Origin of the sequence: Bacillus arachidis (genome assembly GCF_030285945.1) — a bacterium.
GTDB classification, from domain to species: Bacteria; Bacillota; Bacilli; order Bacillales; family Bacillaceae_G; genus Bacillus_A; species Bacillus_A arachidis.
Map to the genome: position 1 here is coordinate 370,008 of NZ_CP127376.1, position 24,766 is coordinate 394,773.

The following is a 24,766-nucleotide window of genomic DNA, read 5'->3' on the forward strand; positions in this document are numbered from 1 at the left end:
TGATTGGTTAGAGTTAATCATCAGATGGGGATGAAGAAATCCTCATCTGATGAAATCCCTGCTTTCTTCTAAAGAATTTCTTATCTTAATCCAATGATCTGATGTTGGGAAGGACACGTTCCCAAGAACGACAGCGTTTTTTGCACCTGTAGCATTTGGAACGTTACTTACATTACCATGGTAGGTTTCATTTGCAAGAAGAGCAAACGCTATAGCCTCTTTAGCCTCCGAAGAGTATCCTAATTCCTCTTGGGTGTAAATTTGAATTGACTCCCCAAGTAGTGATTGAATCATTTTCAGTAAAGTTGTATTATAGCTGCCACCGCCTCCAATAATGACTTCATCGATTTTAACTTGTGGAAGGATAAAGTTGCGATAGTTCTCTACAATAGATTGCGCTGTAAACATTGTTACAGTTGCTACTATATCGTGGCTTGAAAGATTATTAAACTTATTTAATAGTTTTTCAACATATTGCTTACCAAACAATTCTCTTCCTGTTGTTTTGGGAGGAGGGCTCATAATATAAGGGTGATTTATGCAGTATGATAGGAGCTGTTCATTTATTTTCCCTTGTTTCGCTAAATTACCACCTTCATCGTATCCTATGTTAAACAATTGGCGACATACCTCATCAATAATCATATTTCCAGGTCCTGTATCAAAGGCATATATGTTATCTAGTGAAGATTGCTTAGGTAAAACAGTTACATTTCCGATGCCCCCGATGTTTTGTAACAACCTTCCCTTTGTTTCACTCCGGTAAAGAACATATTCAGTATAAGGTACTAAAGGAGCACCCTGTCCACCCGCTGCTATGTCCATAGTACGGAAATTAGATATTACGGTTGTATTTGTTTCGTACGCAATTACCGAAGGTTCTCCAATTTGCAGAGTTGAGGGGACCAAGTTTTGTTCTTGCAAGGGCTGATGGTAAATCGTTTGCCCATGAGATCCTATAAGATCCAGCTGATCTAAAGGAAATCCGGCTTTTTTGCAAACTTCCTTTGTAGCATCTGCAAATAATTTTCCTAGTTTAAAGTTTAAACTACAAATTAGCTGCACGTTAGATGTATCTACAGACAATGACTGTATAATTTCTTCTCTAACATCTTTTGGAAAAGGATGTGTTATAAATTCAATCACTTCTAACTCGGTGTTTAGTTTGCTATTATTCACACGGACAAGCACAGCATCAATACCATCCAATGATGTTCCAGACATTAACCCAACAATGTACATTATCATAACACCTACTTTGCATAGATTTTTTTAATTCCTTGCTAAGCGACAATGGTGATTCTTATAAAACCATGATGAAACTTTAAGTGGAAGTAGTAGTGATTCACCTAAAAAATTCATATTGCCAATGAACCTAATTTTTTTAGAAATGTTTTCTTTACTTAATGGTATACATCCTTTTCTTATTTTTAGTTTATAAAAAATGTAAGCGTTGACAATTAGTTATTATACTCGCTAGTTTTCTAATTGTGTAGATTTATTGAAATTTTATTTTAAAATTATTTTTGATTATTGAAATTTATTTTTAACGATGCTATAGTCTTATTAAAGAAAGCGGTTTCAAAAAGCTTTTAGATTACGAATGATAGAAGGATGATTTATATGCTAGAACATTTAACAACGGAAGGGCGTAATGAAAAGACTATATTTTTAGATGAAATGAAAACGCTTAATCTATTGGAGGTGATGAATGAAGAAGATATGAAAGTTGCTTACTGTGTTCAAAAAGAACTTCCTCAAATTGCAAAAGCTGTAGAGATGATTGTTGCGGCGATGAAATGCGGCGGTAGATTAATCTATATGGGTGCGGGAACAAGCGGGCGCATTGGATTGTTGGATGCTGTAGAATGCCCGCCAACGTTCAATACTGATCCTAGTAAAGTAGTAGGTTTAATCGCAGGTGGAGAAAGTGCATTTATTAAGGCAGTTGAGGGCGCAGAGGATAGTTTTATATTAGGCCGTCAAGATTTAGAAAAAATCCAATTAACGAGTAACGATGTTGTAGTAGGCATTGCTGCGAGTGGGCGTACGCCTTATGTTATTGCGGGGCTAAATTATGCAAATCAACTTGGGGCAGGCACAGTAGCGATAAGTTGCAATAAGGAATCAGAAATTGGAAAAATTGCTGCAATTGCCATTGAAGTTGTAAATGGACCTGAAGTACTTACAGGATCCACCCGCTTAAAAGCTGGAACAGCTCAAAAATTAGTATGTAACATGCTCTCAACAGCTTCAATGGTTGGGATTGGAAAAGTTTATGGGAATTTAATGGTAGATTTGCAGTTAACAAATGAAAAGTTGGTTGAACGTGCAAAACGTATTGTTATGGATGCCACTGAATGCAGTTATGAAGTAGCAGAAAAATACTTAGTAAAAGCAAATAATCAACCTAAGGTTGCCATTGTTATGATTTTAACAAATGTTTCTTATGAGGAAGCCGTAGAGCGTTTAAACGCAGCAGAGGGGTTTATAAGAAAAGCAATTTAAAGCTTCTATATAAAAATATTATGAGGGGGAGTAAAAATGAAAGTATTATTTGTATGTTCAGGTGGAATGTCGAGTGCGATTGTTGTAAATGCGTTGAAAAAAGAAGGGGAAAAGCATGGTCAAAATTTAGAAGTATTAGCTGTTGGTACGCAAGAATTTGATTCAGAGGTTCGAAACGGTTGGGATGTTGCTATGGTTGCCCCACAAGTAAAACATCGATTTGATGGTTTTAAAGCTTCTGCAGATGAAGCAGGAGTCCCATGTTTAATGATTCCTGCTCGATCATATAGTCCCCTTGGTGGACCTGCTCTATTAAATTTAATTAATGAAATAATACAATCAAATTAAAGTTGTTATTTATTTTGTTATTCGCGGGTAGTAAGACTTCTACCTCAAGAATCAGAGAGGAACGAGGAAGGTAGGTGAGAGATTACCTACCCGTAAAATCCCGATTGGTGCAGACTCATTGGGGGATGAGAAAAAATAACTGCTGGAAGTTTCACTTTATTCGTTTGTGGATAGTAAAAACATAATCTAGCAAGAAATCTTAACTACTAATCAATCTAAAGGGGAAAATACAAATGAACAAATTTGTAGCTTTTTTAGAAAATAATTTATCGACACCTATGGCTAAATTGTCTGAGCAGAAGCATTTACGTGCGATACGTGATGGTGTAGTTTCTGCTTTGCCATTCATCATCTTCGGGAGCATATTTCTTATCATTGCTTTCCCACCCGTGGCAGCAGATTCCGCAATAGGTCAATGGGCAGCAAAACATATCGCGGAGATTTTAATACCTTATCGATTAACAATGTTTATTATGACCCTATATATTACTTTTGGAATCGGTCATAGTCTGTCTCAAAGCTATAAGTTAGACCCTTTATCAGGAGGATTATTATCGGTAGCTGCCTTCTTATTCACAATAGGCGTAAAAATGGTGAAAGATATAGGTTTTGTATTGCCAATGACAAACCTCGGTGGGCATGGGCTCTTTGTAGCGATGATTGTTTCTATATTTTCGGTTGAAATGATACGTTTATGTAAGACTAAAAATATTACAATAAAAATGCCAGATTCTGTTCCAACTTCCGTATCTCGTTCATTTGAAGCGCTAATACCAGTTACAATCGTACTCTCTATTATGACATTAATTACAGTAGTTGCAGGTGTTGATCTACATTCACTTGTTGATAAAGCTGTTGCACCACTTATTAAAGCTGGGGATACATTACCAGGTGTATTAATTCCAGTCTTTTTAATAACATTTTTCTGGTCATTCGGTATTCATGGTGTATCAGTTGTAGGTGCTGTTGCTCGTCCAGTTTGGGAAGTTTACTTGGCTAATAACTCAGCGGCAGTTGCTGCTGGTGAGACGATCCCTCACGTAGCTCCTGAGACATTCTTCCAATGGTTTATTTGGATTGGGGGATCTGGTGCAACATTAGGATTAGTAATTGCGATGTTATTAACAGCAAGATCTACTTATAGTAAGACGATGGCAAGAGCAACAATTGTTCCAAGTATATTTAACATCAATGAACCTGTTATTTTTGGGATGCCAATTGTGCTAAACCCAATTTTAATTATTCCATTTGTCGTGACACCATTAATTGGTGCAACAATTGCGTATGTCGCGACATCAATCGGATTAGTAAATCCGACATATGTAATGGTTCCATGGACATTACCAGCCCCAATAGGTGCCTACCTTTCAACGGGTGGTGACTGGAGAGCAATTATTCTTGTATTAGTCAATATTACGATTTCAGTTCTTGTTTATCTACCATTCTTTAAAATGTATGATCAAAAGCTATTAGCACAAGAAAATCCAACAGAAACAAAAGAGGACACAAACGTAGCCTTATAAAAATACATGAAAGGAGGTTTGGGACTAATTGCTCCAAACTTCCTTTCATATAAAAGAGAGAAGGGAGATAAAAATGAATTCAACATCTAGAATTCACTTTTTTAGTTATAAAAGTGCGTTTCTATTTTTTAGTTTTATTCTTGTTTTTAATCTTATCTTTAATCCTTTAATGAATGCAGTTGGAATAGACAAACGCTTGTCACTGTATCTAGATAATATCTTTGCAATCAGCGCAGGGTTAACTCTTGTTCTTATTTTTGTTGAAGGTAAGTTTAAAAACAAGAAACAAGCGCTAATTTTGTTCTTGTCTTTATTAGTAGCGAGTGCACTGATTTGTTACCCAATTGTCTATGCGTAAATGAAAAAAGTAAGTTATCTAAAATGAGGTGTTAGTGAAATGGAAAAGCGAAACGGAATAAAAATTGCCACAATTGGTGGTGGATCTAGTTACACGCCAGAATTAATTGAAGGTTTTATTAAACGTTATGATGAGCTACCAGTTAGAGAACTTTGGTTAGTGGATATTGAGGCCGGAAGGGAAAAACTTGAGATTGTAGGGAACTTAGCACGAAGAATGGTTGAAAAGGCAGGAGTTCCTATGGAAATTCATTTGACGTTAGACCGCCGTCAAGCTTTACAGGATGCTGATTTTGTGACAACGCAAATGAGAGTTGGTTTACTAGATGCCCGAATTAAAGACGAGCGTATTCCTTTGCAACTAGGGTTAATTGGGCAAGAAACAAATGGTGCAGGAGGCCTCTTTAAAGCATTACGAACAATCCCTGTTCTTCTAGAAATCGCAGAAGAAATGCAAGAACTTTGCTCAAATGCATGGTTAATTAACTTTACAAATCCAGCTGGAATGGTAACAGAAGCACTCCTTCGTTACGGCGGGCATAAAAAAGTAATCGGTGTATGTAATGTACCATTTAATATGCACATGTCTATTTCGAACATGTTAGGTGTTGAAATGGAGAGAGTACACATTGATTTCGCTGGATTAAACCATATGGTATTCGGAACACATGTATATGTTGATGATCAAGAAGTAACAGAGAAAGTACTTGAAATGCTAGGGAATCCAGCGATACAAATGTCAATGAAGAACATTGCTCCACTGCCTTGGAATCCAAGATTTTTGAAATCATTAGGCGTAGTACCTTGCCCCTATCATCGTTATTATTACAAAACAAAAAATATTCTAGATGAAGAATTAGAAGCATTTAAATCAGGGAAAACGCGTGCTGAAATTGTCAAGAAATTAGAGGAAGATCTATTTGAGTTGTATAAAGATGAAAAGCTAGACATGAAACCTCCACAATTAGAAAAGCGGGGTGGTGCATACTATAGTGATGCAGCGTGTAATGTAATTTCTTCTATCTATAATGACAAAAAGGACATTCAAGTATTAAATATTCAAAACAAAGGCGCAATTAATGAGATTGATTATGATTCAGCGGTTGAAGTGAGTTGTATTGTAACAAAAAATGGACCAGTTCCTTTGACGATGGGGAAATTGCCTATTCAAATTCAAGGATTAATTCAGCAAATCAAATCATTCGAAAGAGTAGGCGCTGAGGCAGCCGTAACGGGTTCTTATGATAAGGCTTTATTAGCTTTAATAATTAATCCACTTATTCCAAGTGATGATTTAGCGGAAGCTGTATTACAGAAATTATTAGAAGCCCATAAAGAGTATTTGCCTCAATTTTTTAGATGATTAGGAGAATAATAAATTTAATATGAAAGACAAATTGAGACATGATATTTTCTGAAACGTAATTTCAGTTAGAGAATATTGTCCCATACTTTACTACGATATGGAGTGTTATGATATGTCAACGGAAATCAATAATAACGAAATGGAAATTTTTGAAATTATTTCTCATGGTGGAAATGCAAGAGGTTTAGCTTATGAAGCATTAACAGCTGCAGAGGAATTTGACTTTGAAAGAGCAGCGAATCTTATTAACCAAGCTGCACAAGAACTTAGCTTGGCTCATAAGACACAAACAAAGTTAATTCAAGCTGAATTGAACGGAATTCCAGGTGAAAAAACGTTGCTAATGATTCATGCTCAAGATCATTTAATGACCGCGATAAGCGAACAAAAATTGATTGAACATATGATCCGTATCATAAAAAAACTGGCGCCACAACAATAATTGGGATGTGGGAAGGTAAAGGTGATGTAAAGATGAGAAAATTAGGTATCTCCATTTATCCAGAACATTCAACCGTAGAAAAAGATATAGAGTATATTGCACTTGCACACAAATATGGATTTAAAAAAATCTTTACTTGCTTGCTGTCAGTAGAAGGTGATAAGGAAAAAATTATGAGGGAATTTAAAGAAACAATTGCATTTGCAAATCAATTAGGTATGGAAGTAATGGTTGATATATCTCCTCGTGTATTTGGAGATTTAGATATTTCCTATAAAGACTTATCATTCTTTGCTGATTTAGGAGCGTACGGAATCCGTCTAGATATGGGATTTACAGGAACTGAAGAGTCCATTATGACACATAATCCCTATAATTTAAAAGTTGAAATTAATATGAGCAATGCAACGCATTATTTAGATAATCTCATTGCTTATAAGCCTAATAAAGAGAATTTAGTAGGGTCACATAATTTCTATCCTCATCGTTATGCGGGATTAAGCTATGCTCATTTTCTAAAATGCTGTGAGCAATTTAAACACCATAATATTCGTACAGCAGCATTCATTAGTTCACAAGCAGCAACTTACGGACCTTGGCCGGTAACAGAAGGTTTATGTACATTAGAAATGCATCGTGAATTACCAATTGTAACGCAAGCCAAACACTTATTTGCAACTGGAGTAATAGATGATGTGATTATTGCTAACGCATATGCATCAAAGATTGAATTAGAAGCCCTCAGTACATTAAACAGTAAATTGCTAACGTTTCATATAGAACTATATGACACGATTACAGAGTTAGAGAAAAAGATTGTGCTGGAAGAATTTCATTTTTATCGTGGAGACGTTTCAGAATACCTTATTCGCTCGACTCAATCACGTGTAAAATATAAACGAGAAGAACTTAAACCAACCTATACCCCTGATATTAGAAGAGGAGACATTTTAATTGAGAATGAGCTATATGGACAATACAAGGGTGAATTACAGATTGCGTTGAAAGACATGGAGAATTCAGGTAAAACGAATGTGGTTGGCCGGATAGTTGAAGAAGAAATTTTTCTCCTTGATTATCTCGATCCTTGGGAGAAATTCCAATTTTCAATTAAGTGATTTTATCGAGAAAAACCTCAAAGTAAGGGAAAGGGAAGGGACAGAACGCTCCTTCCCTTTTTATTTATACTGTCCGTAAAAGCCCGATTGGTGAGGGCTGATAATCAGTGGGGGATGAAGAAAACCCCCACTAATTAAAGTTTCACTTTATACACAAGGAGGAACCTGTATGAGTTATATTATTGGAGTAGACGGTGGAGGTACTAAAACGGAAGCGGTAGCTTATAATTTAAATGGTGAAAAAATAAGTGAAGGTAAAGCAGGGTTCGGAAATTTACTTTTAGATGAAAAACAAGCTATGCATAATATTATTAGTGCGATTGAACAATGCTTAGTTCCTTTAAAAAAGGAAGAATGCCAGTATATATGCCTAGGATTGGCCGGGTATGGAGGGGTTAAAAATACAAAAGGTATAAAAGATGCTCTCTCTGAGGCGTTTCATATTCCGTTTACGATTGTCAATGATGGAATTATTGCACATGCAGCTTTACTAAAAGGGAAAGATGGTATTTTAACAATTTCAGGAACCGGTTCTGTTAGTATTGGAATTCATAATGGTATTGAAAAATTAGCAGGTGGTTGGGGACATATTCTTGGAGATGAAGGAAGTGGGTATTGGATTGCTATGCAGGCTTTTATTAAAATGACGCAAGAGGAAGATGGGGAAGGGAATTATAGTGACCTAACTAAGTTGGTACTAACAAAACTTGGTTATCAGAATGTACTAGAATTAAAAACATTTATTTATTCCTCAACTAAAGCGGATATTGCGTCATTTGTTCCAATAATCGTTCAACAAGCAAAAGCAGGAGATGATTTTGCAGAGAATATTCTCAAGCAAGCGGGCTATCACCTTGCCAAGACTACGCTTGCTGTTTGGAAGAAACTAAATTTTGATAACAATGTTACAATTGCTATTAAAGGGGGTATATTAACTAATATACCGTCTGTACAAACCGCCTTTATTGAAAATATTAAACAAGAAAAACCGAAAGTCCAATTTATTTTAGAAGATGTATCATCTACATTAGGGGGATATTATTTAGCTCTGAAATATATGAGTTAATTAAAAGGTAAGGGAGCCATTCAATATGCATGTTGTAAATGTATTGTTAAAAATCGAGAGTTTATTACATCAATTACCAAAGTCTGAAGGGAAAATAGCACAATATATTTTAGACAATCCTCAAGAAGTGATTAGAATGACTATACATGAATTAGCTGCGCATGCTAATGCTAGTAGTTCGGCGGTCACTAGACTTTGTCGTTCTATCGAAATTGCTAGTTTTTCGGAGTTAAAGGTATCTCTATCATCGTATATCTCACAACCAGAGAAGAAAGGTTTTTATGATATTGAACCAAATGAAACAATAGCGGAAATTAAAGAAAAAATAGTCTCTAACTCTGTACAGGCGATACAAGAAACAGCGATTTATTTAGATGAAGTTATTCTTAATCAAATTGTTGAAACTATGAGAAATGCTGATGTTATTTATGCCTATGGATTAGGAGCTTCATGGCTTGTTGCGGAAGATATTACTCATAAATGGTTACGTTTAGGAAAGATTGTAAGTGCAAATCAAGACGCACATATCATGGCGACAGCACTTGCTGCATCCACAAAAAATTGTGTTTTTTTCAGTATATCTAATAGTGGAGAAACTGAAGAAGTACTGCAACTTGTTGATATTGCTAAAGCATCTGGTATTCAAACAATTGGATTATCACGATTTGGTAATAACAGATTAACTAACAAAGTCGATATGTCTTTGCAACATGTTCGTGCACCAGAGGCAAAATTTCGTAGTGCAGCAACTAGTTCGTTATTCGCACAATTTCTGACTATTGACATAATCTTTTATGCATATGCATCAAAATATTATGATGAAAATATTAAAGAAATTGAACGTTCAAGAGAATCAGTATTAAGATTCACAGGAAAAAAATCCTTCTAAGATATAAAGTGTAATAAATCTCATTACAAATTATTTACCTGTGATTTTCGCTGCGTAGTTATTGAACTGTTATTTAAAGAGCCTATGTCTATTTAAGATAAGGCTTTTTTCTTTGTATAACTTTTACTATTAGAAGAATCATAGCATCGCCATCAAGATAAGATTTTGAAGTACTTTCGATAGGAGGTTCGATGATCAAGATAGAAAAAACGTTTGGAATCGTCTTATTAGCTCTAAATCATATAATAGGCATAGAGGAAATTAACGGCTTCTCTTGTTTGTGGTTTGTGTCGTTATTTGCATTATACAAAAATTTGGAATAGTACTCCTTTTTGTGTCCTCAAAATCCTTGGTATATTAGAATTGGAAATTATGAAATTGATTCATATGATAAAATTGGATCGCATGTAATTTGGATTCCGTAGAAAATAAAAGGCGGAAAATCGAAAAGATTCTGGATTGTATCAAGATTCTTTTTGTAGAGAGTAGGGTGAACACATGAACGAACAATATTATGACGCGGTATTAAATATAAAAACAGTTGGAGAACAAAAAGGATTTAATAAATCTTTACATTATCATCGCTATGAACCAACGCCATATAGTGGTCTAGAAGAACTGTTGAATCAATATGAAATAAGTAGTAATGATCGAATAGTAGACTTTGGGTGCGGGAAAGGGCGACTAAACTTTTATATGCATCATAAGTGCGGTGCTTCAGCAGTTGGGATTGAAATGAATGAAGAGTTCTATAAGGAAGCAATGGAAAACCGTGAGCGTTATGCAAGAAAATCGAAGAATATTAAGGATAAAGTTCAATTTCAATGTTGTTTAGCACAAGAATATGAAATTGATCCACGTGATAATCGATTTTATTTCTTTAATCCATTTTCAGTGCAAGTATTTATGAACGTAGTGAATAACATTTTGCTTTCGGTAGAAGAAGTAGAGAGGGATGTTGAACTTATTTTGTATTATCCGTCGGAAGATTATATCTTTTTCTTAGAGAATCAGACTGCTTTTGACCTGAACAAGGAAGTTAGATTGCCTGGAGCTTATGAGAAGAACGGGAATGAGAGGTTTTTAGTTTATAGATTAGAATTATAAAGAAAGCAGGTGTCGATAAGACACCTGCTTTTGTAAAGCTCATATCAGTTCATTAATTTCGGATTAGATAATCAAATGCACCTAAAGCTGCATTCGCTCCTGATCCCATAGAAATAATGATTTGTTTGTACGGATTATTTGTACAGTCGCCTGCAGCAAACACTCCCGGTACATTTGTAGCACCGTGCTTGTCTGTTACGATTTCACCGCGAGCACGTTCAACAGTATCGCCTAACCAATCTGTGTTTGGTACAAGACCGATTTGAACGAATACACCCTGAAGCTCAATATGATGAACTTCTTCAGTTTCACGATCGATATAAGAAATACCGTTTACTGTGTCAGTACCAGTAATTTCTTTTGTTTGAACGTTCTTTAGAACCGTTACGTTAGGTAGGCTGTAAAGACGTTCTTGCAAGACAGCATCAGCTTTTAATTCTGGCATGAACTCAAGAACAGTTACGTGTTTTACGATACCTGCTAAGTCGATTGCAGCTTCAATACCAGAGTTACCGCCGCCGATAACTGCTACGTGTTTTCCAGCGAATAGTGGACCGTCACAGTGAGGGCAGTATGCTACACCTTTGTTTTTGAACTCAGCTTCACCTGGTACGCCAACATTGCGCCAACGAGCACCTGTTGAAATGATTACGCTCTTACTTTTTAGAACAGCGCCATTTTCAAGTTCCACTTCAATAAGTTCTTTCTTTTCTAAACGTTTCGCACGTTGTAATTTCATTACATCAATATCGTACTCTTTTACGTGCTCTTCAAGGCTTGCTACTAGCTTAGGACCTTCAGTGCGTTTTACGCTAATGAAGTTCTCAATGCCCATTGTATCCATTACTTGACCACCGAAGCGCTCAGCAACGATACCTGTGCGGATGCCTTTACGTGCTGCGTAAATTGCTGCACTTGCACCAGCTGGACCGCCACCAACAACAAGAACATCGTATGGATCTTTATCAGAAAACTCTGATGCGTCAGGACCATTACCCATCTTAGCTAGAATTTCTTCAAGTGTCATACGACCACTGCCGAAGGATTCACCATTTAAGTAAACAGTGGGTACTGCCATGATGTCTTTGCTTTCCACTTCTTCTTTAAATGCAGCGCCGTCAATCATAGTATGTGTAATACCAGGGTTAAGAACGCTCATTACATTAAGTGCTTGTACAACATCCGGGCAGTTATGACAGCTTAAGCTGATATAAGATTCAAAATGATATGCACCTTGAATGTTTTTAACTTGATCGATTACTTTTTGTTCAACCTTTGGAGTACGTCCACTCACTTGTAGTAACGCTAACACTAATGAAGTAAATTCGTGTCCTAAAGGAATACCAGCGAAAGTTACCCCAGTGTCTTCACCGATGCGATTTACGCTAAAGCTTGGTGTTCTTTCAAGTTCAGCTTTTTCCACTGTAATCTTAGATGACATAGTAGCTAATTCATCTACTAGAGCTAACATATCTTTAGATACGTCATCGGATCCTGCGCTAACTTTAAGTAGAATATCGTTCTCCATTAATTGAAGGTATTGGGTTAGTTGTGTTTTTATATCTGCATCTAGTATCATTTTGATCAGGCTCCTTAGATTTTGCCTACAAGGTCAAGGCTTGGTTTAAGTGTTGCAGATCCTTCTTTCCATTTAGCTGGGCAAACTTCGCCTGGATTGTTACGAACGTATTGTGCTGCTTTAATTTTGTTAGCAAGGATGCTTGCATCGCGGCCGATACCGTCAGCATTGATTTCCACAGATTGGATAACGCCGTCTGGATCGATGATGAATGTAGCACGAGCAGCAAGACCTTCTTCTTCAACTAATACGTCGAAGTTGCTAGTGATTGTGCGAGTAGGGTCGCCAATCATAATGTATTCGATTTTGCCGATAGTTTCTGAGCTATCATGCCATGCTTTATGTGTGAAGTGAGTGTCTGTAGATACAGAGTATACTTCAGCGCCTAGTTCTTTTAAAGCCCCGTATTGGTTTTGTAAATCTTCAAGTTCAGTTGGGCATACGAATGTGAAGTCTGCTGGGTAGAAGCAAACTACGCTCCATTTTCCTTTGAAACTTTCGTCAGTAACTTGGATAAACTCTCCATTATGGTAAGCATTCGCTTTAAACGGTTTTACTTCTGTTCCGATTAATAACATATTAAAATTCCTCCTAAATGTGGGTTTTGAGCACTATAGATTAGCTTGCTCATAGAATAAAGTTTTTAAATTAACAATAATAATTCTAATTCGATATTAATTATCATATAAAATTGTTTATTTTGTCAAGGGAAATGTATAACTTTATTGAAAATAATTATCAATTGTTTTAGAAATGTAATGTTTTTTCCCTTAAAATAGATGCGATACTGGTAAAATTTATTGTTTCCTTTCATTCTATTATAGTAAAAGATACCATCAATAACGCTAACTCTAATTTGAATATTATTTGAAATTTCAAGCCGGTCTTTTTCCATAACCTCATTTAGTGAAAATTTTTATCTGTTAGGGGAGCTTCTTTAAAACAGTATTTAGAGTCAATTTATATTGATAAAGCCTTTATTTCAAGTAAAACGCTGAGCTTTCATGAAGGTTTGACAGATACGTCTATCGATGAAGGGGAAGCGAAACAAGCAATGCTTAGCAAATCAAGTGAACAAAAAACCCCTTGAGAAAAAATTCATTCTCAAGGGGGGGTTTTATTTTTTAAGTAACAAATACATAAAATAAGGAGCTCCAATTAAAGCAACCATAATCCCAGCAGGAATACCGCTTGGTTCTACAATATTACGACCAACCGTGTCTGCCAGTAACAATAACCAGCCACCGATTAGAATGGCTACAGGAATAAATAATTGATGTCTCGGCCCGACTAAAGATTTTGCGATGTGAGGAGCCATGAGTCCGATAAAGGCGATTCCTCCTGTGACCGAAACGGCAGAAGCAGCTAATGCAACGGCTGCTATAAGGAGTGAGCGGCGTTCTTTTTCGAGTGCGACACCAACACCAATTGCTACATGCTCGTTTAATGCAAGGAGATTCAATCGATTTGCTTTATAGAGAGTAAATGGAATGAGCACAGCTAACCATGGAAGGAGTGCGAAAACAAAAATCCAGTCGTCCCCCCAAATGTTACCAGCAATCCACTTTGCGATAAAGTCTACTTTTGCACGTTCAGCAGATGAAATAAGTACAATCATTATTCCAGAAAGAGCGAATGAAAATCCAATTCCTGTTAGTGTCAGTCTTATCGGCTGAAGTCCGGCAGTTTTACTATATGAAAATGCATAGATGAGACAAGCTGTAATAAAGGCGCCGATAAATCCAACAATTGGTAGTAAGTAAACAAATGACCCTGCATCTATTGGAAAATATAAAAAGAAAAGGGCAATTGCAACACCTGCTCCTGAATTAATACCGATAATACCAGGTTCAGCTAAATCATTACGCGTTATGCCTTGTAGTATAGCTCCTGATAGTGCAAGAGCCATACCAGCTAATAGTGTAATTACAATTCTAGGTAATCGAAGAGAAAATAAAATAAACTCTTCTTTAAATGTGCCTTGGCCAAAAAGTGTCGGCAGTAGCCTATCATAGGATAGCGAAGCAGCCCCTAGGCCCATTCCAATTGTGATGGTTGTTGCAATAAGTATAAGTAAGATGAGCACAATTACTCGTTGTTTTTTAGATTGTTGAATCATGAGAACGATCTTCCTCCTTTACGTACGATAAATAGGAAGAATGGTAAGCCTACTATTGCGGTAATTGCAGCGATTGGCGTCTCATACGGTGCGTTGATTGTACGTCCAAGTGTGTCTGCTAATAACATAAAAGAAGCACCGGTAATGGCAGACATCGGTATAACAAACCGATAGTCAGGTCCGACAATAGGACGGACCATATGAGGTACCATTAAACCTATAAATGCCGTATTTCCAACAAGTGCAACAGAAGCACCAGCAAGTAAAATGATAACGATAAAAAGAATGATTTTAATGACGATAATTTTTTGACCTAATCCGACTGCAACTTCTTCGCTTAGGCTAAGAATAGTCAGTTTCTTTGAAAATAAGATTGCTATGAATATACTAATTGAAATAACTGGAACAATGACCTGCAGTTGGCTCCATGATGTTCCGATTACTCCTCCGGCAGTCCACATAGATACATCTTGTGAAATTTTAAAGTAAATCCCAATGCCCTCTGAAATCGCGATTAAAAATGCTGAAACCGCGGCACCAGCGAGTACAATACGAAGAGGAGAAAGGCCACCTTTTTTCATCATACCAATTCCGAAGACCATAATGGCCCCGACAGCGGCACCAATAAAACAAGCAATCATTATATGAAGATAGTTTGCAGAAGGGATAAAGGCAATTGTAATCGCCAAGGCAGCGTTGGCGCCACCAGTTAGCCCAAGTAATCCTGGATCAGCGAGTGGGTTTCGCGTTATGCCTTGCATAATTGCACCAGAAACAGCGAGCCCAGCTCCAACAAAAATGGCTGCAATTTCACGGGGTAGCCGAAGTTCACGGATGAGGGAGAGCTTTTCTCCAGTAGCGTTAGAAGTAAGTGCGGTCCATACATCTTGTATGGTGGTATCTGCTGCGCCAAATACCATGGCAATCATAAAAATAAGGAAGAACATAATGATTCCTAAAATGAACTTGTATATAAAGGAGGTGGAACGTAGATTGTCTTTTGTCATCAGTTTCACATCTTTTCTTTTCATAGAATAAAGGAAGAGGAATTCTTAAAATAAGAATTCCTCATTGTTGTATTATTTACCAAGAAAGCTTTTTTTGAAGAAATCTAATTGAAAATCTAACGTAATTGGATCATTAAAGTAGAATTCTTTTGCATTTACTTCAAAAACTTTATTGTTTTTAACAGCTGGAATATTTTTATACGATTCTGTTTCTTGGAATGAATTATTTGCATCATTGTTTTTACTTACGATTAAGTAATCTCCAGCATATTCAGGTAGAACCTCAGCAGATAATGCATAGTATCCATCTTTTTGCGCTTTTTCTTTTACTTTTTCAGGCATTTTTAATTTCATTTCTTGATAAAGAATTTCCGTTCCACGTCCCCAGTTATCACCAAATACATAAATTTGTTTGTCAAAGTTTTCGATAACAGAAACGGTTGTATCTTCACCAATTTTTGCTTTAATATCTTTTCCTGCAGTTTGTGCACGTTTTTTGAAATCATCGACCCAAGCTTGTGCTTCTTTTTCTTTATTTAGTAGTTTACCGATTTCTAAATGTTGTGTTAAGTAGTCTACTTTTCCATATGTGAATGTTACAGTAGGGGCGATTTTCTTTAACTTATCTATATTTTTAACGTTTGATAAACCAATGATTAAATCTGGATTTAATTCGATGATTTTTTCAATATTTTCATCAGATACTTCTGTAACATCTTTTAATTGTTTCTCGAAACGTGGATTCATTTTAGACCAAGAATCTACACCAACAAGATTTACACCTAAAGACATTACGTTACCTGCGAATGATGATAGTACAACAACACGTTTTGGATTTGCGGGAACTTCAACTTTCCCGTTTTCAGATTGGTATGTAATTGTTTCTGTTTTACTTTCCTTTGCATTTGAAGCATTTTTCTTATCTGTAGAGCCATTGCTACAAGCACTCATAACGAGTACAAATAGAACTGTAAGTGAAATGAATAATTTTTTCATTTTTCTTCTCCTTCTATAAAGTGTTTGTAATGTATAGATTTTTAACAAGCTAGGTGTCTCGCTATTAATTATTCTTATAAATCTTGATATCGAGATTTATAAGAATAAAATACTTGATTGATCTAAAAATGAATCTTTATTTTCCCACCAATTTTGTTAATAGTTTACATATTGATAATGATTATCAATATTAACTCTTTAAATAATATAATTTTATCTTTTTGTCTTGTCAATAGTATTTTTAATTGTAAATTTAACGAAAAAAAGATATATTTTATTGATAATGATAATCAATTTTGTTCAATGAATGAGGAGTGAACGGAAATGAATCAAGAAGAGTTATTTGATGTGACCGTGATTGGAGGAGGTCCAGCAGGGCTTTACTCAGCGTTTTATAGTGGACTAAGAGAAATGAAAACAAAGATAATTGAATTTCAGCCACAGTTAGGTGGAAAGATACATGTTTATCCGGAAAAAATGATTTGGGATATCGGGGGATTGCCACCAGTTACTGGAGCGCGGTTAATTGAGCAACTTGTGGAGCAAGGGTTAACATTTCATCCAAAAGTAGTGTTGAATGAAAAGGTAGAATCAATCACTCGAAATGAAGAGGGAATTTTTATACTAACAACTTTCTCTGGTCAAAAGCATTTTTCAAAAACAGTTATTGTAGCTACTGGAAGTGGAATATTGAAACCACAAAAGTTAGCAATCGAAGGTGCAGAGAGGTTTGAAGTCTCAAATTTAAATTATACTGTAAAATCCTTAAAGCGTTTTAAAGATAAGACTGTAATTATTTCAGGAGGAGGAAACTCTGCGATAGATTGGGCAAATGAATTAGAACCCATTGCGAAAAAGGTTTATTTAACATATAGAAAAGATGCTTTAGCTGGCCACGAAGCACAAGTTACTCAACTTATGAATAGTTCGGTAGAGTGTTTCTTTAATACGTCTATTACAAAGTTGATGGCTGATGATAATCACGAAGTAATCGAATATATTGAGTTAACGAATCAAGAAACAGGTGAAGTTTCTCATTTATCTATTGATGAAATCATTATTAATCATGGGTATGAACGTGATATGACGTTATTGGAAAATAGTGAGCTAAATGTTGAAATCGTTGATAATTATTTTATTGCTGGGAGTGCAAGCAGTGAATCTTCCATAGAAGGGTTATATGCTGCTGGGGATATTCTAAAGCATGAAGGGAAATTGCACTTAATTGCTGGGGCCTTCCAAGATGGTGGCAATGCTGTAAATAAGGCGAAACAATTTATTCAACCAGATGCGAGTGAATATGGAATGGTTTCTTCACATAATGATGTTTTCAAACAGCGTAACCGAGAACTTATTAAGCAAATGGTGAAATAATGGGTTGTGCTGAGAAGGCCAAAGAAAAGAAAGAAATGAATAGAGAAAAATGCGTAAATGAATGATGAGGGATTTGAAATAAATATCTTTGTAATAGATAAACACCCAGTTACTTTCTTATCTTTATTAAGTAAGGAAGTAGGCTGGGTGTTTATCTGTTTTCTATCTTTTTTCTCATTTGTATTACACCGGTTTCTTCAGTGCACGTCTTTTACATGTATTTTGAAAGAAGAGAGTATAGAGACGTGAACGATTTATTTATAAATCCTTTGTTTGTTTATCTACTTTCTTAAGGCAAGGAAAATCATGCTGTTCCTTGTGCGTAATGATCAGGAAATTGCTTGTTTTGCACAGAGGCAATGTATTGTTTACCATGTTTTCTAGCAACAGATTCTAGTATGTGGCGTACACGTTTTGTAAGTCGGCCCTGATTTTGTAATGCCTCGCAGTATGCATCATAGTAAGCATATTTAGCCCAAAGAAAATCATCTTGTTGGAATAAGAAATGATTTTGATACCATTCTCCAATTGTACTATAGTTCACGTTTTCATTTATAGCCTTTCTTTGCTCAATAATTCTTTTTGGTAAATCTTTAGAAAGCTGAGCAGCGGTGTTTGTTGTTTCAGATTGTAATGCTTGCTCTAACATTGTAATGATGTGATGAGTAGCCATATGTTAACTCCCCTTTTTGTAAATGGATAAGTGCCATCTGTATTTTTTATATCCTCTATATTACTATACAAGATATGGAATGCATCTACCTGCTTTTTGATTTGTATTTACAAAATCTTTTATAATGATCTAGACATAAAAAATAATAAGGGAATGAAACAATTGTATATAACGGTAAAAGAAGCAGCAGAATATTTAAATCTTCCGGAAGCTTACATTGAAGAATTGATTCAGCAAAAACGGATTCGAGCCGTATATGACGGTGAGCAATATTTGCTGAATAAAGAACAGTTCAATACGCATTTAGAGCAGATGGAAAAATATAAACAGTTAGTAGAGGAAATATTAAATGAGCCAATTCCAGAGGATATGGATGTAAAAGACGAAGATTAAAATTCATGGGTCTATGGTGTAGTATCCTATGAAAAGCTATACAGAATCATTTTTAAAAATACCGTTTCAAGATGTGTAGAATCAGTATCTTGAAACGGTATTTTTTTATGCGGAAATAGTAAAAGAATGTGCATAAATGGAGGCCGATATCATGCTAGGTATTGATAGGAGCCCTGTTAGTCTTTTGTACATAAGAGACATACATATTGGATAAATGTACCTCCGTGTTAAAAACATATTTTTATATAATGGGACAATCATAGAGAACGTAACATGTACAGATACATATACTATCAGTGCAAACGACTTATAAATGAATGAAAGGAGTTTTCTCATGAGCGAGCTTAGTAGTGATTTGCTGTATGGATTGATTGGAGAGAGTGTTAGAGTGAATCGAGGTGGACCAGAGTCCCAAAAAGGTACAGTGATTTCGGTTTATTCTGATTACTTTGTCTTGTTAAGTGAAAGTGGAACGGTTTTCTATTATCAGTTAGAGCATATTAAAAGTATTACAAGGAATGTAAAGGAGAGCGGTGTGGAAATTGTAAGTTTACCAACATTTGTAGAAAGTGATGATTTTCACGGCTTACTCCAAAACTTAAAATATCGTTGGGTGAAAATTAATCGCGGTGGTCCTGAAAAAATTGAAGGGATTTTACAAGATGTATCTTGTGAATTTGTAACATTAATCGTAAAAGAGGAAGTTGTACAGATTGCTCATTATCATATTAAAAGCATAAATTACGGTTTACAAGTACAAGCAGAAGAGGATGAAGATAATCAATCAAATAATCAACAATATAGAGCAAGAGCAACAAGACAGTCGAGTCGAAACCGATAATGATAAAGAAGGAAAAAGAGGAAAAGGAGGAGCGGAATTGAAAAATATACAGCCTTTCAATCAAATTAAAGGCTTGGTGTATCAAGGAGTAAAAGTGAACCTCGGCGGACCAGAGAGTCGCACTGGTGTGTTGTTAGCGGTTGGAGATGACTATCTTGTTCTTCAAGCCAATACAGGTGAAGTTGTTTATTATCAACAAGAGCATGTTAAAAGCGTGATAAATAAAGCAAAAGAACTAGGTGTTGCCGCTAATTTTATCGAGCAGCCATATGTGACGGGGCAAGCTTTTCAAGATATACTTGCTACTTTGAAGCATAAGTGGGTAAAAATTAATCGTGGTGGTCCAGAAAGTGTTGAAGGTATATTAAGTGAAGTGAATGATGAATATATTACATTAGTGAACCGCGATGAAGTGATTTACATTGTTACATTTCACATTAAAAATGTAAATCAAATTACTAAAAATAAGAAAAATGAAGAAGAAAATTAATTATTAAAAATAAGAAGGGGCATATGGAAACAAGGGTCGAGAATGGAGACTGCTCAATAGGTCTTGTTTTTTCTTATAATATTGGTTACATGTCCCGCACATTTTTTGTGAGAAATGGATCATGTTTGTATTCCGTCATTAGAAATGTGAAAAAGCAATGTGTGCTATAAATAGGCCATAATCAATCTTATTTTTAGCGATATTGTCAAAATTAGTATTTGTAGAAAGGAGGACACAGATGAATGACCTAAGCAAAAATATTGGAGAATATATCTATGTTAAATTAATCGGTGAGAAAAGGTTTAAAGGATTATTAATTGATGTAGGCAATGATATTGTCGTTATTTATGATGGGAAAGATTATATCTATATTTCTTCATATCATATTCAATATTATAAATTTTTGGAGAGTCCTATGGCCGAAATACAAAAGCCAGAAACAGATTCTGTTATTAAAAGAGAGTCACCATCAATTTCTCTAAGGAAAGTCTTGAGTACATCAAAAGGGATTTTTACGGAGATTTATGTAGCTGGTGATTACGCTATTCATGGTTATGTTACAAGTATTATGAATGACTATTTAGTATTCTATAGCCCCGTGTACAAAACAGTATATGTTTCTTTAAAACATTTAAAATGGTTAATCCCCTATCAAGAAAATCAAATTCCGTATGCCCTCAATAAAAATGAACTTCCAGTTAATCCATTAAATATTACACTAGCTAGAACATTTGAAGAACAGCTAATCAAAGTAGCAGGGAAAATTATGGTGTTCGATTTAGGAGAGCGCTCAAATAAAATAGGGAAGATGACAAAAATTGAAGACGGTCATATTGAATTGATTAAGGCGCGTGATGAAAAAGTATATTTAAATATTCAACATGTAAAATCGGTTCATTTTCCGTAAGTTTGTTATGATGGCTCGACCTTTTCTTTTATGCATGTAAAAGAAAAGGTCGAGCCTATTTTTGTCTTCCCATTCGGATGGGGAGTAGTACTTCAACCTAAAAAGAAAGGTTGCATGTCGTTTTTTCAATTTGTATTTATAGAGTTATGAATTAATAAGGCATATTTTCATAATAAAAAATGTGTACGAGCATGTTTATTATGTCCAAGCTACCCTTTCAAAATTGAATAAATTATGTATTATCTAATTAAATATTAAAGGAGTTTTCAAAGTGAGTCAGCTTAAACATTCATTTTCAATTACATTACTTGGTAGTGGCGGTGGAGCAGCTAAAGCAGTATTGGCAGTGTTAAACCAATCTGTGGTAAATATCAATGATCCTATTTATTCCGTGATAAAAGATTTAAAGTTTCATCTTGTTGATATAAAGCAAAAGGAAAAAAATTATTATGATGAATTATTTCCAAACTTGAAGGACAAATTCTTTCTTCATGAAATAAATCTTCAAAATTCGGTACTGTTTAAACAGCATTTACAGCAAACGGATACTGGTGTAGTTATCGACGTTTCTGGAGCAGATACAATTAGTATACTGAGTTGTTGTAATGAATTAGGAATTTCTTATATAAATTCAGCTTTAGAGAATGAACAGGTTGATCAAGATGATAGTTTAATGGGGTTTCAGCTTACGGAACGCTATACGAGATTTGAAAAGGAAAAAAATAAATTTACAAACACAAGAGCTATTATAGGATCAGGAATGAATCCCGGTGTTGTTCAATGGATGGTTGTACAGCTTATGAAAGAACAACCAGAGAAAAAACCACGAGCATGTTATATTATAGAGCATGATTATTCTTTCTTTGCAGACCAAAATCTTATAAAACCCAATACTCTTTATGCTTCATGGGCTGTAGAACGTTTTCTTGATGAAGCGATATTAAGTTATCCAATGTATGTAAGTCATCATCGACCAATCTATTTTTATGAGGATGTATATGCTTCGGAGTATAAGGTGAGATTAGGAGAGAAAGAGTTTCATGGTTGTCTAATGCCACATGAAGAAGTTCTTATTCTTGGAAAAACATTTGATATGGAAGTAGGTTTCCTTTACCGTATTAATGAATATACAACAGATTTAATTCGAAAAAATCTAGATGATGTGGATAAATTATGGAATTGGAATCGAAAGGTTTTTAATCCGGCAGAGGACGAAATAGCTGGAGAGGATTTAGTTGGTGTGTTACTTGTTTATGAAGACAATGAAAAATATATGTATAATGTAATGAATAGTAGTGAGGTTTTTCAGAAATATAAGACGAATGCAACTTATTTTCAGGTTGGTTGTGGCATTTATGCTGGTTTGTCCAGCCTGCTGTTAGATATATTTTCACCAGGTGCATATTATGTTGAGGAATTATTACTTAATACAAAAAGCAAATATGGTGAATATTTACGTGTTTATATGAACGATTTTGTGATAGGTGATAATTCATTTACAGATGGATTGCTTCATGAGCGAGTGAAGTGGATCTAATTAACTATTTGTTAAAGAAGGGGCACTCCCTTTATTATATTGATACAGGGAAAAAGCCAAGTAACCTTGCCAAATATATAGAATTTAAAAACAAGAGCACTTTTCAGAAAAGTGCTCTTGTTGTGTAAATATAAACATTTTATGAAAAGTTATAAGAATGCTTTTTTTTATAAAATACTTAGTTTATAATGGAGGAAAATATCGACATGAAGTTTTATTACTCATGTACCGGTTTGTAGTTTTTACTTGTACGAATGGTTATAACAAGTTGGGTTTATGTGAATTAAAAAAGAGGGGTGCACATGCATCCTTTTTTCTATGTTGATATTATGACAGAGGTGGTACGATGGAACTAACATTAAATTCGACCGTATGTTTACACACGATTCAATTTCAAAAAGATCAAAAGAATTATATTGTAAAAGATACAATTACAGGAGAAAAATATGAAATGCCGCCACTTTGTGTTGATGCACTTGCAATGATGCGTGACGGCTTTTTATTGGGAGAAATTGAAGAAAAGCTAAAGGAAGAGTATCCAAAAGAAGAAGTAAATATTTTGGAATTTGCGAGGCAATTGTTAGAACTAGAGCTTGTCGGAATGGTTGATGGAGAAGAAATTATTTGTGCGAAAAAGAAAGATAAAGACTATTTTGCCTGGATTCGTCCTCGGGTTGAACAGTTTTTTCTTAACTTGAATCGAAAATATCGAAGCAGAGATCAATGATGATCTCTGCTTTTTTGTTGAATTAGAAAATAACCGCGAATGCTCTAGCAAAAGCACCGTCACTATTTTTAATGGTGCTGCCGAAAAGAAAAAGCGTTTTGTTTCAAGAATAAAAATAGGTATTCACCCAACTAAGGATTCCAGCATATGGTGGTTTATGTAAGTAAACTGCTGCAAAGGAGTGAGTGCAGTGACAGGGAAGATTTTAAATTATTATGCTGGTGGTAATACAGCTAGAGGTTTTTATAGCCTATACGAGGAAAACTTAAGTGGATTGGAAAGGCTTTTCATCTTGAAAGGTGGTCCAGGGACAGGGAAATCCTCACTGATGAAAGCAATTGGGCATGAGTGGACTGGAAGAGGATATGATATTGAATTTTTGCATTGTTCTTCTGATAACAAATCCATCGATGGTGTTATTATCCCCAAATTAAAAGTAGGAATTGTAGATGGAACAGCACCACATGTCATTGAGCCAAAAACACCTGGAGTTGTAGAAGAATATGTAAACTTAGGCGTTGCGTGGGATTCAGAAAAGTTACGAAAACATAAAGATGCGATTACACGTTATATATCGGAAGCCAGCGGTGCCTTTCAATCAGCGTATGCTTGTTTCAAAGAGGCATTAGCTATACACGATGATTGGGAGAAAATTTATATTGATAATATTGATTTTGAAAAAGCGAATGAAGTAACAAATCAGCTTATACAAAAGTTATTTGCAACTAACAAAGGAATGCAGGCGGTTGTAAAGCACCGTTTCTTAGGAGCAGCGACACCAAAAGGTGCGGTTGATTTTGTTCCGAATTTAACTGAAGGGATTCCTCATCGTTACTTTATAAAAGGGCGCCCTGGGTCAGGGAAATCTACGATGTTAAAAAAAATAGCAGCGGCAGCAGAAGAAAAAGGTTTTGAAGTTGAAGTATATCATTGTGGATTTGATCCATATAGTCTAGATATGATTATTGTAAGAGAGTTGGGATTTGCAATCTTTGACAGCACAGCACCACATGAGTATTTTCCAGAGCGAGAAGGTGACAAGGTTATTGATATGTATGATCTCATTGTTAATCCCGGAACAGATGAAAAATATGCTACAGAAATTCGCAATGTTTCGATTCAATATAAAACAAAAATGAATGAGGCGATGTCCTTCTTGGCAAAAGCAAAAGCAGTACGAGATAAGTTAGAGCGGATTTATATTGCTGCTATGGACTTTTCAAAGGTAGAGGAATATAAAAAAGAAATACAAAGAGAATTTGAGCGACTTGCAGAGGTTGATACTCAGAAGCAAAAGTAGGAAGGTTTTGGGCTGTCAGGGAATTCCTGACAGCTATTTTGAAATGTAGTAGAATTAGTATTATAGTTGTCGAATTTCCAGGGAAATGATCAGAATATG

25 protein-coding genes and 1 pseudogene are annotated in these 24,766 nt (G+C 35.3%); 19 read left to right on the plus strand and 7 right to left on the minus strand.

What is annotated here, in order from left to right; genetic code table 11:
* Positions 1–42: 42 nt before the first annotated feature.
* Positions 43–1,242, minus strand: a complete 1,200-nt coding sequence (gene anmK / locus QRY57_RS03620) for an anhydro-N-acetylmuramic acid kinase AnmK (protein ID WP_286016674.1) — start codon at positions 1,240–1,242, stop codon at positions 43–45.
* 372 nt (positions 1,243–1,614) lie between these two features.
* On the opposite strand from anmK, the gene murQ reads away from it, so the two are divergent.
* From murQ to QRY57_RS03670, 10 genes are all read left to right on the plus strand, one after another.
* Positions 1,615–2,508 carry an N-acetylmuramic acid 6-phosphate etherase gene (gene murQ / locus QRY57_RS03625; RefSeq protein WP_286016675.1) on the plus strand — a complete coding sequence of 298 codons (894 nt, stop codon included), beginning with the start codon at positions 1,615–1,617 and terminating at the stop codon, positions 2,506–2,508.
* 36 nt (positions 2,509–2,544) lie between these two features.
* Positions 2,545–2,856, plus strand: a complete 312-nt coding sequence (locus QRY57_RS03630; protein WP_026592604.1) for a PTS sugar transporter subunit IIB — start codon at positions 2,545–2,547, stop codon at positions 2,854–2,856.
* 233 nt (positions 2,857–3,089) lie between these two features.
* Complete coding sequence (locus QRY57_RS03635) at positions 3,090–4,379, plus strand: PTS sugar transporter subunit IIC (RefSeq protein WP_286016676.1); 1,290 nt, start codon at positions 3,090–3,092, stop codon at positions 4,377–4,379.
* A 73-nt stretch (positions 4,380–4,452) separates the two neighbouring features.
* Complete coding sequence (locus QRY57_RS03640; RefSeq protein WP_026592602.1) at positions 4,453–4,737, plus strand: hypothetical protein; 285 nt, start codon at positions 4,453–4,455, stop codon at positions 4,735–4,737.
* Between the two features lie 39 nt (positions 4,738–4,776).
* Positions 4,777–6,099, plus strand: coding sequence for a 6-phospho-beta-glucosidase (locus QRY57_RS03645; RefSeq protein ID WP_286016677.1), 1,323 nt, complete (start codon positions 4,777–4,779; stop codon positions 6,097–6,099).
* Positions 6,100–6,214: 115 nt separating this feature from the next.
* Entirely contained in the window at positions 6,215–6,544 is a 330-nt protein-coding gene (locus QRY57_RS03650; protein ID WP_286016678.1) for a PTS lactose/cellobiose transporter subunit IIA, read from the plus strand.
* A gap of 32 nt (positions 6,545–6,576) precedes the next feature.
* Entirely contained in the window at positions 6,577–7,662 is a 1,086-nt protein-coding gene (locus QRY57_RS03655; RefSeq protein WP_098962542.1) for a DUF871 domain-containing protein, read from the plus strand.
* Positions 7,663–7,831: 169 nt separating this feature from the next.
* Positions 7,832–8,728, plus strand: a complete 897-nt coding sequence (locus QRY57_RS03660; RefSeq protein WP_286016679.1) for an N-acetylglucosamine kinase — start codon at positions 7,832–7,834, stop codon at positions 8,726–8,728.
* Positions 8,729–8,753: 25 nt separating this feature from the next.
* Positions 8,754–9,617, plus strand: a complete 864-nt coding sequence (locus QRY57_RS03665; protein WP_026592597.1) for a MurR/RpiR family transcriptional regulator — start codon at positions 8,754–8,756, stop codon at positions 9,615–9,617.
* A gap of 498 nt (positions 9,618–10,115) precedes the next feature.
* Positions 10,116–10,724, plus strand: coding sequence for an SAM-dependent methyltransferase (locus tag QRY57_RS03670; protein WP_026592596.1), 609 nt, complete (start codon positions 10,116–10,118; stop codon positions 10,722–10,724).
* Between the two features lie 52 nt (positions 10,725–10,776).
* Here the strand turns inward: QRY57_RS03670 and ahpF are convergent, their stop codons facing one another.
* Both ahpF and ahpC read right to left on the minus strand, forming a co-directional pair.
* On the minus strand, positions 10,777–12,303 hold the full coding sequence (gene ahpF / locus QRY57_RS03675) for an alkyl hydroperoxide reductase subunit F (protein WP_286016680.1): 1,527 nt from the start codon (positions 12,301–12,303) through the stop codon (positions 10,777–10,779).
* A 14-nt stretch (positions 12,304–12,317) separates the two neighbouring features.
* The gene (gene ahpC / locus QRY57_RS03680) at positions 12,318–12,881 is read right to left on the minus strand and encodes an alkyl hydroperoxide reductase subunit C (RefSeq protein WP_026592594.1); all 564 of its coding nucleotides are present in this window, start codon (positions 12,879–12,881) and stop codon (positions 12,318–12,320) included.
* A 353-nt stretch (positions 12,882–13,234) separates the two neighbouring features.
* Here ahpC and QRY57_RS03685 point away from each other — a divergent pair.
* Positions 13,235–13,393 (plus strand): annotated as a pseudogene (locus QRY57_RS03685) (DeoR/GlpR family DNA-binding transcription regulator); the annotation flags it as partial.
* A 27-nt stretch (positions 13,394–13,420) separates the two neighbouring features.
* Here QRY57_RS03685 and QRY57_RS03690 read toward each other — a convergent pair.
* From QRY57_RS03690 to QRY57_RS03700, 3 genes are read right to left on the minus strand one after another with little or no spacing between them, the layout of a single operon-like run.
* On the minus strand, positions 13,421–14,422 hold the full coding sequence (locus QRY57_RS03690; protein ID WP_090692544.1) for a FecCD family ABC transporter permease: 1,002 nt from the start codon (positions 14,420–14,422) through the stop codon (positions 13,421–13,423).
* Positions 14,419–15,453: a FecCD family ABC transporter permease gene (locus tag QRY57_RS03695; RefSeq protein WP_286016681.1), complete on the minus strand. Its 1,035-nt coding sequence runs from the start codon at positions 15,451–15,453 to the stop codon at positions 14,419–14,421. Before QRY57_RS03695 ends, QRY57_RS03690 begins: the two co-directional genes overlap by 4 nt.
* A gap of 48 nt (positions 15,454–15,501) precedes the next feature.
* Positions 15,502–16,425 carry an iron-hydroxamate ABC transporter substrate-binding protein gene (locus QRY57_RS03700; RefSeq protein WP_098962540.1) on the minus strand — a complete coding sequence of 308 codons (924 nt, stop codon included), beginning with the start codon at positions 16,423–16,425 and terminating at the stop codon, positions 15,502–15,504.
* Between the two features lie 324 nt (positions 16,426–16,749).
* On the opposite strand from QRY57_RS03700, the gene QRY57_RS03705 reads away from it, so the two are divergent.
* Positions 16,750–17,799, plus strand: a complete 1,050-nt coding sequence (locus tag QRY57_RS03705; protein WP_026592590.1) for an NAD(P)/FAD-dependent oxidoreductase — start codon at positions 16,750–16,752, stop codon at positions 17,797–17,799.
* 304 nt (positions 17,800–18,103) lie between these two features.
* Here QRY57_RS03705 and QRY57_RS03710 read toward each other — a convergent pair whose 3' ends face one another.
* Positions 18,104–18,472, minus strand: a complete 369-nt coding sequence (locus QRY57_RS03710) for a hypothetical protein (protein ID WP_026592589.1) — start codon at positions 18,470–18,472, stop codon at positions 18,104–18,106.
* A gap of 153 nt (positions 18,473–18,625) precedes the next feature.
* On the opposite strand from QRY57_RS03710, the gene QRY57_RS03715 reads away from it, so the two are divergent.
* The 7 genes from QRY57_RS03715 (at position 18,626) to QRY57_RS03745 (ending at position 24,667) form a co-directional block, all read left to right on the plus strand.
* The gene (locus tag QRY57_RS03715; protein WP_090692530.1) at positions 18,626–18,865 is read left to right on the plus strand and encodes a helix-turn-helix domain-containing protein; all 240 of its coding nucleotides are present in this window, start codon (positions 18,626–18,628) and stop codon (positions 18,863–18,865) included.
* Positions 18,866–19,199: 334 nt separating this feature from the next.
* Positions 19,200–19,706 (plus strand): spore coat protein, encoded by a 507-nt coding sequence (locus tag QRY57_RS03720; protein ID WP_286016682.1) that lies wholly within the window; start codon positions 19,200–19,202, stop codon positions 19,704–19,706.
* Positions 19,707–19,743: 37 nt separating this feature from the next.
* The gene (locus QRY57_RS03725; RefSeq protein WP_090692528.1) at positions 19,744–20,196 is read left to right on the plus strand and encodes a spore coat protein; all 453 of its coding nucleotides are present in this window, start codon (positions 19,744–19,746) and stop codon (positions 20,194–20,196) included.
* A gap of 238 nt (positions 20,197–20,434) precedes the next feature.
* Positions 20,435–21,103, plus strand: a complete 669-nt coding sequence (locus QRY57_RS03730; protein WP_286016683.1) for an LSm family protein — start codon at positions 20,435–20,437, stop codon at positions 21,101–21,103.
* Between the two features lie 271 nt (positions 21,104–21,374).
* Complete coding sequence (locus QRY57_RS03735) at positions 21,375–22,640, plus strand: S-adenosylmethionine decarboxylase related protein (RefSeq protein ID WP_090692523.1); 1,266 nt, start codon at positions 21,375–21,377, stop codon at positions 22,638–22,640.
* 346 nt (positions 22,641–22,986) lie between these two features.
* A complete protein-coding gene (locus QRY57_RS03740) occupies positions 22,987–23,367 on the plus strand; it encodes a hypothetical protein (protein ID WP_286016684.1) in 381 nt (126 codons plus the stop codon).
* A 190-nt stretch (positions 23,368–23,557) separates the two neighbouring features.
* Complete coding sequence (locus QRY57_RS03745) at positions 23,558–24,667, plus strand: PRK06851 family protein (RefSeq protein WP_286016685.1); 1,110 nt, start codon at positions 23,558–23,560, stop codon at positions 24,665–24,667.
* Positions 24,668–24,766 lie beyond the last annotated feature (99 nt).